General features: G+C 58.9%; 11 protein-coding genes. 8 read left to right on the forward strand and 3 right to left on the reverse strand.

Annotated elements, in window-relative coordinates; translation table 11 throughout:
- Positions 1 to 7 precede the first annotated feature (7 nt).
- Entirely contained in the window at positions 8 to 1,282 is a 1,275-nt protein-coding gene (locus tag FS804_RS06560) for a DUF3422 family protein (protein ID WP_144575721.1), read from the reverse strand.
- Positions 1,283 to 1,571: 289 nt separating this feature from the next.
- Between FS804_RS06560 and FS804_RS06565 the strand changes: the two genes are divergently transcribed.
- From FS804_RS06565 to FS804_RS06595, 7 genes are all read left to right on the forward strand, one after another.
- Positions 1,572 to 2,345 carry a FadR/GntR family transcriptional regulator gene (locus FS804_RS06565; protein ID WP_144575723.1) on the forward strand — a complete coding sequence of 258 codons (774 nt, stop codon included), beginning with the start codon at positions 1,572 to 1,574 and terminating at the stop codon, positions 2,343 to 2,345.
- 103 nt (positions 2,346 to 2,448) lie between these two features.
- Positions 2,449 to 3,795 carry a glycosyltransferase family 1 protein gene (locus tag FS804_RS06570; RefSeq protein WP_186376678.1) on the forward strand — a complete coding sequence of 449 codons (1,347 nt, stop codon included), beginning with the start codon at positions 2,449 to 2,451 and terminating at the stop codon, positions 3,793 to 3,795.
- Positions 3,792 to 4,538 (forward strand): HAD-IIB family hydrolase, encoded by a 747-nt coding sequence (locus FS804_RS06575; protein ID WP_144575727.1) that lies wholly within the window; start codon positions 3,792 to 3,794, stop codon positions 4,536 to 4,538. Before FS804_RS06570 ends, FS804_RS06575 begins: the two co-directional genes overlap by 4 nt.
- A gap of 293 nt (positions 4,539 to 4,831) precedes the next feature.
- Positions 4,832 to 5,272, forward strand: coding sequence for an NUDIX hydrolase (locus tag FS804_RS06580; RefSeq protein ID WP_063947685.1), 441 nt, complete (start codon positions 4,832 to 4,834; stop codon positions 5,270 to 5,272).
- A 160-nt stretch (positions 5,273 to 5,432) separates the two neighbouring features.
- Positions 5,433 to 6,941 carry an inorganic phosphate transporter gene (locus tag FS804_RS06585; RefSeq protein ID WP_144575729.1) on the forward strand — a complete coding sequence of 503 codons (1,509 nt, stop codon included), beginning with the start codon at positions 5,433 to 5,435 and terminating at the stop codon, positions 6,939 to 6,941.
- Between the two features lie 14 nt (positions 6,942 to 6,955).
- On the forward strand, positions 6,956 to 7,693 hold the full coding sequence (locus FS804_RS06590; protein WP_186376679.1) for a 16S rRNA (uracil(1498)-N(3))-methyltransferase: 738 nt from the start codon (positions 6,956 to 6,958) through the stop codon (positions 7,691 to 7,693).
- A 118-nt stretch (positions 7,694 to 7,811) separates the two neighbouring features.
- Positions 7,812 to 9,185, forward strand: a complete 1,374-nt coding sequence (locus FS804_RS06595) for a glutamate--cysteine ligase (protein ID WP_144575731.1) — start codon at positions 7,812 to 7,814, stop codon at positions 9,183 to 9,185.
- A gap of 171 nt (positions 9,186 to 9,356) precedes the next feature.
- Here the strand turns inward: FS804_RS06595 and FS804_RS06600 are convergent, their stop codons facing one another.
- The gene (locus FS804_RS06600; RefSeq protein ID WP_144575733.1) at positions 9,357 to 9,650 is read right to left on the reverse strand and encodes a DUF1127 domain-containing protein; all 294 of its coding nucleotides are present in this window, start codon (positions 9,648 to 9,650) and stop codon (positions 9,357 to 9,359) included.
- Between the two features lie 202 nt (positions 9,651 to 9,852).
- Here FS804_RS06600 and FS804_RS06605 point away from each other — a divergent pair, with 202 nt between their 5' ends.
- A complete protein-coding gene (locus tag FS804_RS06605) occupies positions 9,853 to 10,803 on the forward strand; it encodes a LysR substrate-binding domain-containing protein (protein ID WP_144575735.1) in 951 nt (316 codons plus the stop codon).
- 39 nt (positions 10,804 to 10,842) lie between these two features.
- On the opposite strand, the gene FS804_RS06610 is transcribed toward FS804_RS06605, so the two are convergent.
- A complete protein-coding gene (locus FS804_RS06610) occupies positions 10,843 to 13,281 on the reverse strand; it encodes a DUF1217 domain-containing protein (protein ID WP_144575737.1) in 2,439 nt (812 codons plus the stop codon).

Consider the following 13,281-nt stretch of genomic DNA (forward strand, 5'->3'; position numbering starts at 1 on the left):
TACCGTCCTAATGGCCGCCCTCGGCATGGGAGCGGCGGATGCGGCGCACGACCCACCAGACGCCCAGCACCGCGAAGGGAACGGAAATACCGGTGACGACGGCGGGATCGACCGGCAGCACGTCATGGCTGATCGCCTTGGTAAGATAGCCGATGAGCCCGACGACATAATAGGAGATCGCGGCGACGGACAGACCTTCCACCGTCTGTTGCAGGCGAAGCTGCATGGCGGCGCGCTTGTTCATGGTATTGAGCAGCACGGTGTTCTGCCGTTCCAGTTCCACATCGATCCAGCTTCGAACCAGAGCCGTGGCGCGATAGAGCTTGCGCGACAGGTTGGCCTGTCTTTCTTCCACCGACTGGCAGGTGCGCATGGCTGGCGCCATGCGCCGTTCCAGAAAGCTGCCCATGGTTTCATGGCCCTGCACCGGCGTTTCCGCGAGCGCCCGGATGCGTTCGCGCACGATGCCGTCATAGGCGCGACTGGCGCCGAAACGGTAAAGGCTGAGCGCTGCATTGGCCTCCAGTTCCGCAGCCAGCCGGGTCATTTCGGCCAGCAATGCATCAGCCTCGTCGCGGGCGTCGCTCTTCATGCGCTGGGTGATGCCGGTCAAGCCATCTTCGATACGGCGGATTTCCGGCGACAGCGTCTGCGCCATCGGCAGTCCGAGCATGGCGAGCGTGCGATAGGTCTCGATGTCGAGCAGGCGCTGCACCAGCGCGCCGCGGCTGTAATCGCTGAGGCCTCGGTCGATCACCAATATCTGCGTCAGCCCGTCGCGATCCTGGCGGAAATCGGTGAGGATCGCCGCCTGACCGTCGCGCACGTCGCTATGACAGAGGCTGGTGGGCTCGAAGATTGCTTCCGCCTGCGAGGTAGAACCATTCTCCGGGCGAATTTCCAGCCGCACGCCCGAGATCAGCGAACCGGGCGGCGAAAAGCCGTCGCCGAAAGGATCGCCGGCAATCTCGCCGCCGAACTTTTCCGGCGCTGGACCGTCCCAGAACCAGGTCGAGAATTCGGTATGTCGCTCCCAGCGCAATGTTCCCTGCCCCCACGGCATGGCGTGGTGACGCGCATCGCGTTCCGGCGGGGCAACACCGCGGCTGCGCGACATTTCCGCGATAACCGAATGGTGCACGGACGAGCCGCCATCCATCATGAAGGCAAGCTGGATGATGATGCGCGACGGGGCAAGCAGCACCGTCGGCCGCGCATGCACCTCGCCCAATGCCAGCGACCGTTCCGGCGCGCTTGCGAATGCAAATCTACCCTTTGCCATTGCGATACCGTCCCCGCTTTTATGGCTGATGTCTAAGGCATCGATTGTGATGACAACACCACGATCGGCACCGATGTCACTGTTTTGATCCACCTGACGGAAAAATCCGCCGCCATGACCCAGTCGGCGACCGCTTTAACAAAAGCCAGTTCAAAAAGGCAGATGCTGTGTTGCCGCAGGCATTGATACAGCGCGAGACAGAACTGGACAGAATATTTGACCAGTGCGAGATTTGCCTGATACCTTACACGATATCAAACACGGGCGGATTTCGCCGGGGACTTCTGCGATGGACGAAATGCTTTTTGCGCGCATCGAGCACAGCCGCACATCGCAGGAGGTGATCTTACGTGTCGAAGAACTGATCCTCGACGGGATTTTGCGCGATGGCGACCGACTGCCCGGCGAGCGCGAACTGGCGCAACGCCTCGACGTCTCGCGGCCCATCCTGCGGGAAGCGTTAAAGGAACTCGAAAGCCGGGGCCTTCTTGTGAGTCGGCATGGCGGCGGCACCTATGTGGCCGATATCGTTGGCCCGGTATTCTCCGATCCATTGAGTGCGCTGATCACCCGCCATAGCCGGGCGACGCGGGATTTTCTCGAATACCGACGCACCATCGAAGGCATGGCCGCCGAACTTGCCGCACAGCGGGCAACAGAACCGGACAGGCGCAACCTTGCCGCGATTGTTAACAGGATGCGCGAAGCCCATGAGGAGGGTCGCTTTGACGACGAGCTCTCCGGCGACGTCGAGTTCCATAATGCGGTTGGGGAAGCCGCGCATAACATCGTGCTGATGCATACGTTGCGCTCCTGCTACCGGCTCCTCAGCGACGACATTTTCTACAACCGTCACCTCATCTTTTCCATCGCCGGTGCGCATGACGAGGTTTTACGGCAACATGTCGCCATTCATGATGCCATCGCCGCGGCTGATCCGGTCGCGGCAAGGATGGCGGCGGAAGGGCATATCGACTTCATTGTGGAAACGACGGCGAAGGCCCATCAGGCCCGCGAATGGGACCGGATTTCCCGCCTCCGACAGCAGCAGCGCAGCGGCTGAAACCGCTTCACGGCGAAACGCGCGATCCATTTTGTTCCGTTTTTGATGGAACCTTTTGTGCCCTTTGGACTTTTTACCGGGTTAATTGGAAAAATTTACCAAGATGGGACCCATGACAACCACGAGCGAAACTGAACGCTATCCGCGGATAGCTCTCATATCGACGCATGGCTATGTCGCCGCGCATCCGCCACTGGGCGCGGCTGATACCGGGGGGCAGGTGGTTTATGTGCTTGAGCTTGCACGCAAACTCGGCCAACTCGGTTACACCGTCGATCTTTATACCCGCCGCTTCGAAGACCAGCCGGAATTCGACGAGGTTGATGAGCGCGTCCGTGTGGTGCGCATCCCCTGCGGCGGACGTGACTTCATTCCCAAGGAATATCTGCACCGCCACCTGATGGAATGGTGTGAAAACGCACTGCGTTTCATCAAGAAAAACGACCTCAACTACTCCTTCATCAACAGCCACTACTGGGACGCCGGCGTTGCCGGTCAGCGGCTTTCGGAAGCGCTGAAAATCCCGCATCTGCATACGCCGCATTCGCTGGGGATCTGGAAAAAACGCCAGATGGAAACGGACTATCCCGAGAAGTCCGATACGTTCGAACTCGAGTTCAACTTCAAGGAGCGGATCCAGCACGAACTCATCATCTACCGCAGCTGCGACATGGTCATCGCTACCACGCCGGTGCAGCTCGACGTGCTGATCGAGGATTACGGCCAGAAGCGCAAGCATATCCACATGATCCCACCGGGATATGACGACAACCGTTTCTTCCCGGTTTCGGATGCGACACGCCAGATGATCCGCCAGCGTTTCGGCTTCGAGGGCAAGGTGGTGCTGGCGCTTGGGCGACTGGCCACCAACAAAGGCTACGATCTACTGATCGACGGTTTTTCGGTTCTGGCCGAACGCGAGCCGGAAGCCCGCTTGCACCTCGCCGTCGGCGGTGAGAATATGGATGAGCAGGAAACCACGATCCTCAATCAGCTGAAGGAGCGGGTAAAATCGCTCGGGCTGGAAGATAAGGTGGCCTTTTCAGGTTATGTCGCCGATGAGGATTTGCCGGATATCTATCGCGCCGCCGATCTGTTCGTGCTTTCCAGCCGCTACGAGCCTTTCGGCATGACGGCCATCGAGGCGATGGCGAGTGGTACGCCGACCGTCGTGACTATCCATGGCGGGCTGTTCCGCGCTGTCAGTTATGGTCGTCATGCGCTGTTTGCCGATCCTTTCGACAAGGAAGATCTCGGCATCACCATGATGAAGCCGTTCAAGCACGAGCGGCTTTACGGGCGTCTTTCCCGCATGGGGGCGCATAAGGCACGCAGCCTGTTCACCTGGACGGGAATTGCCCAGCAGCTTCTGGCCGTCGTGGAAGGCAGAACGATGATGCCGGTTCTGGAAGAAGCGGACTGGGCCGAACCATGGAATGACGGCGATTGAAACAGGTTCGCCTTTTCTCCACCGATCTGGACGGAACCGTCGTTGGCGATAACGACGCCACGCGGCGGTTCCGCGACTTCTGGCACGCGCTGCCCCAAGACGATCGTCCGCTTCTTGTCTTCAACAGCGGACGATTGGTCGACGACCAGCGTGCCCTTCTGGAAGAGGTGCCGCTGCCGCAGCCCGATTACATCATCGGCGGCGTCGGCACGATGCTGCATGCAAGACAACACGAAGCGCTTGAAACTGCCTACACCAGGTCTCTCGGCAACGGGTTCGATCCTGGCCGAATAGCTGAGGTGATAGCTGTAATTCCGGGCGTGACGATGCAGGAAGAGCGCTACCAGCATGGCTTGAAATCCAGCTGGTTCCTGCATGACGCCGATGAAACGGCCCTGAGTGAGATCGAGACGGCACTCGCGGAGGCCGAGATCGACGCCCGCATTGTCTATTCCAGCGGACGCGACCTCGATATTCTCCCGAAAGCGGCCGACAAGGGCGCTGCCCTTGCCTGGCTGTGCGGGCAACTCGGAATCGGCGTCGATGAAGCGGTCGTTGCGGGCGATACGGGCAACGACAAGGCGATGTTCGACTTGCCGACCGTGCGCGGCGTGATTGTCGGCAATGCCCTGCCGGAACTCGCTTCCCTCGCCGATCACGACGACAGATTTTTCCGCGCTGCCGCGACAGAAGCAGACGGCGTGATCGAGGGCCTGAGGCACTGGGGCCTCAACCCCGCCTGAAACAACGCCTGCAAAGCGTCATCACAGGGTTGCAGTCGCGTGGCATGAATGTGGGCCAGAAGCACCTTACTGCTCCGATTGATCGACCGGGAACCACCCGGTCGAAACTTTGTTCGCCAATTGACCCTGACAATCTGCCAAAAAGCTCCATTAGCATGAAGACAGCAGTGGGTTATGGGGAAAGGGGATTGGCCGAATCTAAGGCCTCCCTATATTATCTGTTATCACCGCACGACAGAGAGGACCTATTCGGGTTGAAAATCTTGAATCGATTGGCGACAGACGTTGGCTTGATGTTGCGCAGACCGCCGCGACAGCAATATGCGGCGCTATGTTATCGATTGTCCGAGACCAATGCGGAGCCCGAAGTCCTGCTGCTGACCAGTCGCGACACCGGGCGGTGGGTCATTCCCAAGGGATGGCCGATGGCCCACAAGAAGGCGCATGCGGTGGCCGAGCAGGAAGCCTATGAGGAAGCCGGCGTCAAGGGCACGGTCGAGAAGGCCCCCTTCGGCTATTACGGCTACGAGAAAAAGCTGAACAGCGGCATCAACGTGCCGTGCAGGGTTCAGGTGCATCTGCTCAAGGTTTCCGAGATGCAGGACAGCTTTCCCGAAAAGGAATCCCGACGGCTGGAATGGGTCAGCCCCCGGGAAGCTGGCAAACGGGTGAACGAGCCGGAACTGAAAGCACTCATGCTCGCTTTCGACAAACGGATGGCGCATTCGAAATAGCGTTTCGAGCGAAGCAGTGCCATGATGGAGTTTGATCTCCGACATCGCACTTACCGTCTTTCCTTTTGGAAAGATGTGCGAGATGTAACAGTCTTTCTGTAAATTGCCTTCAACCTGCGACGCTGCCGGACGAAAGGGAATGCTGGCAAACGAGGTGTGAATGGCAACGAAGCCGCCATCGAACATGAAGCCGACGCTCGACAAGGATCTCGACAAGCTGACCCGTGTCGAAGAGGCGACGCTGCATGTCACACAGCAGCTTGCCGGCATTGGCGCAGGCTTCATGTTTGTCGTTCTTGCGGCGCTCTTTGCCGGCGCTTTCGTGACGGGCACAGCCGGTTCGATCATCATCATCGTTGCTGCGGCCATCGGCGCTTATATGGCGATCAACATCGGTGCGAACGATGTGACGAACAATGTCGGCCCTGCGGTCGGCGCCAAGGCCATGCCGCTTGCCGTCGCCCTCATCGTTGCCGCTATCTGCGAGATTGCCGGCGCGTTGATCACGGGCGGCAACGTCGTCGAGACCATTTCAAGCGGCATCATCAATGTCGGGACCATCCCCGACAGGACCGCCTTTTCCTGGGCCATGCTATCGGCGCTTCTCGCCGCCGGTCTGCTCGTTAACATTTCGACCTGGACCAGAGCACCAATCTCGACCACCCACACGGTCGTCGGCGGCGTTGCAGGCGCCGGCATGGCAGCCTATGGCGCAAAGGCGGTCGAGTGGTATTCACTGGCCAGCATCGCGTTTGCCTGGGTGCTCGCCCCCTTTATCAGTGCCGTGATCGCAATTGCCATCCTTGCCTTCATCAAGGAATTCATCATCTACCGCGAGGACAAGATTGGCTCGGCGCGGCTGTGGGTTCCCGTTCTCATCGGCCTGATGGCAGGTGTTTTCATGGCCTACCTTATCTGGGTCGGATTGCGGCAGCTTACGCATGTGTCCCTTGGTCACGCAAGCCTCATAGGACTGGTGACAGGCATTCTTGCCTGGCGGCTCTGCGTGCCGATCATCCGCAAGCAGTCGCAGGGACTGGAAAACCGCAACCAGTCGCTCAGGATATTGTTCCAGTGGCCGCTGGTTCTCGCCGCCGCGCTCATGTCTTTCGCACATGGCGCAAACGACGTCTCGAACGCCATCGGCCCCGTGGTCGCCATCGTGCGGGCGCTGCATGATGAAGCTGTCAGCACATCGGCCCGCGCACCACTGTGGGTGATGCTGGTCGGCGCCTTCGGGCTATCCTGCGGTATTCTTCTTTATGGCCCACGTCTCATCCGCCTCGTCGGCGAGCAGATCACCAAGCTCAATCCGATGCGCGCTTTCTGTGTTTCGGTTGCGACCGCGCTGACCGTCCTCGTTGCATCGCGCTTCGGCCTGCCTGTCAGTACCACCCATACGGCGATCGGCGCGGTGTTCGGTGTCGGCTTCTTCCGCGAGTGGTACACGCAATCGTCACGGCGGCGGCAGGAGCTGGTCCAGACGGGAGCCAGCCAGCCAACCCGCCGGGCTCATAAATATGCGGACAATCCATCCGAAGTGCGCCGGCGCTATCTTGTCCGCCGCTCGCACTTCATGACGATCATTGCTGCCTGGCTGGTCACTGTGCCGGCAAGTGCAACGCTTGCGGCGCTGCTCTATTGGCTCATGTCCTTCCTCTTCCTCTGAATACAGAAAATCCCATGCGCGCCAATTTCCGGATGCAACGTCTCTATATCGAAAACACTCTTGCCGAAGGGGTCGGGCAGGAAGCGACAGCCGAGCAATTCAACTATCTCGCCAATGTTCTGCGCCTGGCCGATGGCGCGGAAATCCTCTTGTTCAACGGCCGCGATGGCGAGTGGAAGGCCCGGCTTTCCTTCCCCAGCCGCAAGAAGATCGTGCTCATTCCTGTCGAACAGACACGTCGGCAGCCAGAGGCGCCTGACCTGCACTATCTCTTTGCTCCGCTCAAGGTCGGCCGGATGGACTATCTCATCCAGAAGGCGGTCGAAATGGGAGCGGGCGTGCTGCAACCGGTGATGACGCAGCACGTTCAGGGCAAAATCCACAGCACAGAGAAGCTGCGCGCCAATGCCATCGAGGCCGCCGAACAATGCGGCATCCTGTCTCTTCCCGAAGTGGCAGAGCCGGTGAAGCTGAAAGAGATGCTGGAGACCTGGCCGGAGGACCGGCGCATCATCTATTGCGACGAAGGGGATGCGGGGCAAAATCCGCTACCGGTCCTGCAAGCCGTGAAGGAACGTAAACTTGCGCTGCTGGTTGGGCCGGAAGGCGGCTTTTCCGAGGAGGAACGCGCGCTTCTGCGCAGCCTTGCCTTTGTGACCCCTATACCGCTCGGGCCACGCATTCTGCGCGCCGATACCGCCGCCGTCGCCGCCCTTGCCGTCATTCAGGCCTGCATCGGGGACTGGAACTGAGGGAAGCCATTGCGCTTCATGCATCTTTAAAAGAAATTCATTTGCCAGCGGATATGATCCGGCCCTATCTGCCAATCATATGCCTCGCCGCAACAGAGACGTCATAACAAGGTAAGCCATGGCACGCGACACGACCGACCAGACCCCCCTCTCCTCCGTGACGGAGCTTACAGATTATCTGGCGGGCGGTAACAAAGCTGAAGCCGATTTCCGCATCGGCACCGAGCACGAAAAATTCGCCTTTTTCCGCGAGGATAACAGCCCGGTTCCCTATTTCGGCGAGGCCAGCATTTCAGCCCTTTTGAAGGGCATGCAGGAAAAGCTCGGCTGGGAGCCGATCATGGACGGTGAAAACATCATCGGCCTTGGCGAACAGCACGGCATGGGCGCCATCTCCATCGAACCGGGCGGCCAGTTCGAACTATCGGGCGCACCGCTCGAAAACCTGCACCAGACCTGCAAGGAATCCAACCAGCATCTTGCGACGTTGCGTGAAGTGGCAGAGCCGATGGGCATTCGTTTCCTCGGCATCGGCGGCAGCCCGCTGTGGACCTATGACGAGACGCCGCGCATGCCGAAATCGCGCTACGCGATCATGACGCGCTACATGCCCAAGGTCGGGACCAAGGGTCTCGACATGATGTACCGCACCTGTACCATCCAGGTTAATCTCGACTTCTCATCCGAAGCCGACATGCGCCAGAAGATGCGGGTTTCGATGAAGCTGCAGTCGCTGGCGACGGCGCTCTTCGCCTCCTCGCCCTTCACCGAGGGCAAGCCGAACGGTCTTCTCTCCTGGCGCGGCGATATCTGGCGCGATACCGACAATCGCCGCTCGGGCGTGCTGCCCTTCACCTTCAACGACGATTTCGGCTTCAAGGATTATGTCGAATGGGCGCTCGACGTGCCGATGTATTTCATCGTGCGCGACGGCAAATATCACGATTGCACCCATGTCACCTTCCGCCAGTTCATGAACGGTGCGCTGAAGGGCGAAATCCCCGCATGGGAACCGACCATGGGTGACTGGACGAACCATCTCTCGACGCTGTTCCCCGATGTGCGCCTGAAGCGTTTCCTTGAGATGCGCGGTGCCGACGGTGGGCCGTGGAGGCGCATCTGCGCCCTGCCCGCTTTCTGGGTCGGCCTTCTCTATGACAGGCAAGCGCTGGACGCTGCCGATGCGCTGACCGCCGATTGGAGTTTCGACGAGGTGATCGCGCTTCGCAACGCCGTACCGGCCAAGGGGCTCAATGCAGAGATTGCCGGCAAGTCGCTTCTTGGTATCGCCCGCGAGGTTCTCGACATTTCCCGCACCGGCCTGAAAAACCGCAAACGGCTGAATGGCGAAGGCCAGGACGAGACCGTGTTCCTGTCTTCGCTCGACGAGGTTCTGGCCAAGAAGACCACGCTCGCCGAAGACCTGCTGGCGCTTTATCACGGCCGCTGGGGCGGTTCGGTGCTGCCGGTGTTCGAAGAGTATCAATATTGAGGTTTTGCCGGAAAAACGGGCAGTCAGTTCAGGCCAGGCGATAAAAAAGCCCGGTGCGGCCGAGGGGCCTGACACCGGGCAAAGGCAGGGCTATTGGCAAATCACCCTGCGGGGAAAACCTTGCGGCTGGAGGCCGGGTCCGGCAGCTGGAGGTCTGCCGGAGGCGGAATTTCAAAGCGTCTTGAAACGCGTGACGGCGCGGTCGCGCGCGGCCCGGGTGAGATGGGTTGTCGGATCTTCCAACAGGCCGGTATTGAGAGCATCGCTGACATCCGACCGCACAAGCCCGATATCGGCAAGAAGACGGTCATCAAGGTCCGTGAGACCATTCGCCACGATACGGTTGTAGATGCGCTTGGCGACGGTTTTAACGCCGGAAACACCGAACACAGCGGCGCGACGCCAAACGTCTCCCGGCCGTGCGGTTACGAGTTCCAGTTCCATTCTCCGTTCTGCCGTGCGCATGATACATATCCTTTCGTAACGGCACGATGCGGCACCGCCCCCGACGCACCACGCGCGAGAAGCTGCCTTGAGTTGGGGGGCTGACGCCAGGCCGGCCCGGGTTGATACTGATTTGCTTGGTGTCAAAATGTCGCAGGACTATTGATCAGTCCAACGAATGTTTCTAATGTGAGGCATCAATCATTCTGATGGATGAACTTCCATGTCCGCACCTCTCGACATAGACCAGCTGCATACCTTTGTCGCGATCGTTGACACCGGTAGTTTCACCAAGGCTGCGGACCGCGTTTTCAAGACGCAATCGGCCGTCTCCATGCAGATGCGGCGGCTGGAAGAGCGCATCGGCAAACAGCTGTTCGCCAAGGATGGGCGTGGTAACCGCCTGACGGCGGAGGGTGAAAAGCTGATGAACTACGCCCGCCGCATCATCCGCCTCAACAACGAGGCAATAGCCGCTTTCGATGATAACAGGCTGGAAGGCACGCTGCGCATCGGCACGCCCGATGACTATGCCGACCGTTACATGCCCGAGATCATCGGCCGTTTCGCCAAGACCCATCCGAATGTCGAGCTTTATATCGTCTGTGAACCGTCGGTCAGCCTTGCGGAAAAAATGGCGCGCGGCGAACTGGATATCGCCCTTGTCACTCATAATCCGCGCGCACGCTCCTCCGATGTGGTGCGCACCGAGCCGCTCTGCTGGGTCGGCTCCGCCAATCATCCGCTGAAGGATGATGCGCCCGTGCCGCTCGCTGTCGGGCGACGGGATTGCCACTGGCGCCAGCTTGCCTGCTCGGCGCTCGACGCTGACGGGCGGGATTATCAGGTGCTGTTTACCAGCTGGTCATCGACCGTCGTCGCCGCCGCTGTGCTCGCCGGCATGGCCGTCTCGGTTCTGCCGGAATCGGCACTGCGCACCGGCATGAAAGTCCTGACGGCTGCCGATGGATTTCCGCCCCTTCCGCCGGTGCAAATCGGTCTGATGAAACGGCCGGGCCTATCACCCTCGCTGGTAAATGCGATCACCGACCACATCACCGCCTGCCTCGACAACATCTCGCCGACGACCGTCGTGGACGAAATGGACAGTGACGTGAAGACATTTCCAAAAATGCCGCGCCTGCGCGCCGGGCATATGTTGCCGGGGTGGTAAGGGTGGCGAAGGCCGGACTTTCCCGGCCTTCGTGTCAGCCTATCGTGCCCGTAGCGTCGCGACGGCAAGCAGCGTATCGCCGCTGATGCCTGCCGAGCCGCTGCCGTTAAACAGCGTCATGATCGGGTCCGTCACGTTCTGCTGGTTATCATACATGATGGTGAAACGGGCGATCAGCTTCTTGACCTTCTCCGGATCCTGAAAATCCTTGATGTCGAAGTACTTTTTCATCATCCCCACCTGGGTGTCGACGCTCGCGTTGCCGAGTTCGTCGGGGATGCCGAAGGTGGTCTTGATGAAATTCTGGATCGCCGTATCGGCCAGGATCGAATAGTAGGATGTCGTGCCAGCTGCCATACGCTTGAAATACAGCGCCAGACGCACGCCCGCATTTTCTTCGCCCGCCTGCGTCTCCAGCGTCTGTGTCAGATAATTGTCCAGCGTTTCGTAGAGGCCGCGCCGGGTCTGGATCACGCTTCGGTCTTCACGCAAAAGCTTGCCGTCCGTATCGAAATTGAACGCCGTGACGAGGCGGCGGAAGACCGGATCCATGTCTTTGTTCACGTAGCTGTTATTGTCGTCGAGCTTGGACGTGAATATTTTCTGCAACTGGTCCTTCGTGACGCTCTTGGGGTCGATGCCGAGCGATTCCATTGCGAACTTCGTCAGCCGGTCGTTGGCCAGGAATTCACTCAGCGTCTTGACCTTCTGCATCTCGCTTGCGAAGTATTTTGCCTCAGCCTTTGCGGCTTCCTTATCCTTCTCGGTGCCGAAAGCAGACTTCTTCTTGATGTAATCGGCCGACATCGTCTGCAATTCGATTTCCGACTGTGCCAGCGTGGGTGAACCAATCGCGCCGTCCTTCGTGAAATTGAAAAGTTCGGCAAGCTTCACATAGCGATCGTCCTTCAGCGTGTAGACGAAGCTGTTTTTGTCCTGAAGGTCGCTGGTGAGAACCCTGCGAATATCGGAAATATTGACACTCGCCGGGTCCAGCCCGACAGCCTTCAGCGCATAATTATAGACGGCGTTGGTTCCGAGGAAATCCTTGACGCTGGTTACCTTGCCGATGCTGCTCTTGAAGAGTGAAAGCGCTTTCGCGTCGGCTGCTTCGTCGGCATCGTTGTAATAGGTCATGTAACCGCTGGTCGTGGTCGCGGTCTGCGCCGTGGTCTGCGGCGTCGTGCCGGCCGCAAGCGTCCCGTCGGGCAGGAAATTGAACGCATTTTTGAGTGCCAGGTAACGCTTGTCGTTCCTCCCCACCGTAGCGATGTAATTGTTGGGATCGCTAAGATCGGTGGTGAGGATGTTTTTGATCGTTGCTGGCACGATCGTTGGGCCATTGAGGTCGAAGGCTGTTCTGATGTAATTGAGCAACCGTGCATCCGACATGAGTTCGTCAACGGTCGTGATCGAGCCGATCTTCGATTCAAAATAATCCCGGTTCAGCGTCGCGACGGTCGGCGTCACGCGCGGGGCGCTGCCGATATAGGAGTCCGTGACGGCTTTCAGATTGTCGGCCGTCATTGCCCCGCCGGCGACAACCGTGCCGTCATTCTTGAATTCGAAAGCTTTGGCCAGCTGCGCCATCTTGTTATATTGGTTGACGGTGTTCGACAGCGTCGTCTGTTCTGCCTTAATGGCCGCGAGCTTTGCCTCCCACTCATCTTTTGGTGGCAGCACCGCTTCCAGCTGTGTCAACTGATCCTGCCGGGTCGCCTTTTCGGCTTCCAGCTTGGAACGCTCATCGGCGGTGAGGCCTGAGCCGGCAAGCTGGGCGTCGATCACGGCGATCCGGTCCGTGACCTGCGCATGCAGTTCGATATTGCCCTTCGTCGTCAGTTTTTCGACCGCCTCATTATAAGCCGCACCGTATTTCTGGTTGATGTAGCTGTCCGGATCGGAAACATCGCTCGTCATCAAGCCCTTGATGTGGGCGTAGGAATAAGTCTTCTCATCGACGCCGAAAACCTGGAAGATGTAGGCGCGCGTGCGGTCGTTGCGCAGCAACTGATCGACATTGGTGACCGTGCCGATGATCGCCTTGTAATACCGCGTCTCTTCGGCGAGACTATCGTTCAGATTGGTGATCGAGGCATCATAAAGGCCGATCATCTTGTCGAGTTGCGCTTCCGTCTGCACGGTCTTCGTCGACGAGGTGAAATTGAAGGCGGCGGCAAATTTGCGGTAACGCTCATCGGTCAGCTTGTTGGCGAAGCTGTTCTGATCGTTGAGATCGCTGTCGAGCACCTTTTTCATGAAGGCCTTTGCATAGGTCATCTCACCAAGACCGAAGGCATCCATGGCATAGGAATAAAGCTGGTAGTTATTCAGGAACTCATCGACGCTTTTCACATTGCCGATGTTCTCCTTGTAATATTTCGTCTGGCGCTCCACGAGCCCCTGCTGCGACACGCGCGAAATGCTCGCCTTCATATCGCGGTTGATCAGGTCGTAGCTGAGAAAAGTCGATACCAT

The sequence above is a fragment of the Agrobacterium sp. DE0009 genome (genome assembly GCF_007680755.1).
Classification (GTDB): domain Bacteria; phylum Pseudomonadota; class Alphaproteobacteria; order Rhizobiales; family Rhizobiaceae; genus Agrobacterium; species Agrobacterium tumefaciens_B.

Coding starts and splice junctions, on each gene's coding strand:
- FS804_RS06560 (WP_144575721.1), bottom strand. CDS start 1,282: ATGGCAAAGGGTAGATTTGCATTCGCAAGCGCGCCGGAACGGTCGCTG.
- FS804_RS06565 (WP_144575723.1), top strand. CDS start 1,572: ATGGACGAAATGCTTTTTGCGCGCATCGAGCACAGCCGCACATCGCAG.
- FS804_RS06570 (WP_186376678.1), top strand. CDS start 2,449: ATGGGACCCATGACAACCACGAGCGAAACTGAACGCTATCCGCGGATA.
- FS804_RS06580 (WP_063947685.1), top strand. CDS start 4,832: ATGTTGCGCAGACCGCCGCGACAGCAATATGCGGCGCTATGTTATCGA.
- FS804_RS06585 (WP_144575729.1), top strand. CDS start 5,433: ATGGCAACGAAGCCGCCATCGAACATGAAGCCGACGCTCGACAAGGAT.
- FS804_RS06590 (WP_186376679.1), top strand. CDS start 6,956: ATGCGCGCCAATTTCCGGATGCAACGTCTCTATATCGAAAACACTCTT.
- FS804_RS06595 (WP_144575731.1), top strand. CDS start 7,812: ATGGCACGCGACACGACCGACCAGACCCCCCTCTCCTCCGTGACGGAG.
- FS804_RS06600 (WP_144575733.1), bottom strand. CDS start 9,650: ATGCGCACGGCAGAACGGAGAATGGAACTGGAACTCGTAACCGCACGG.
- FS804_RS06605 (WP_144575735.1), top strand. CDS start 9,853: ATGTCCGCACCTCTCGACATAGACCAGCTGCATACCTTTGTCGCGATC.
- FS804_RS06610 (WP_144575737.1), bottom strand. CDS start 13,281: ATGGTATCGACTTTTCTCAGCTACGACCTGATCAACCGCGATATGAAG.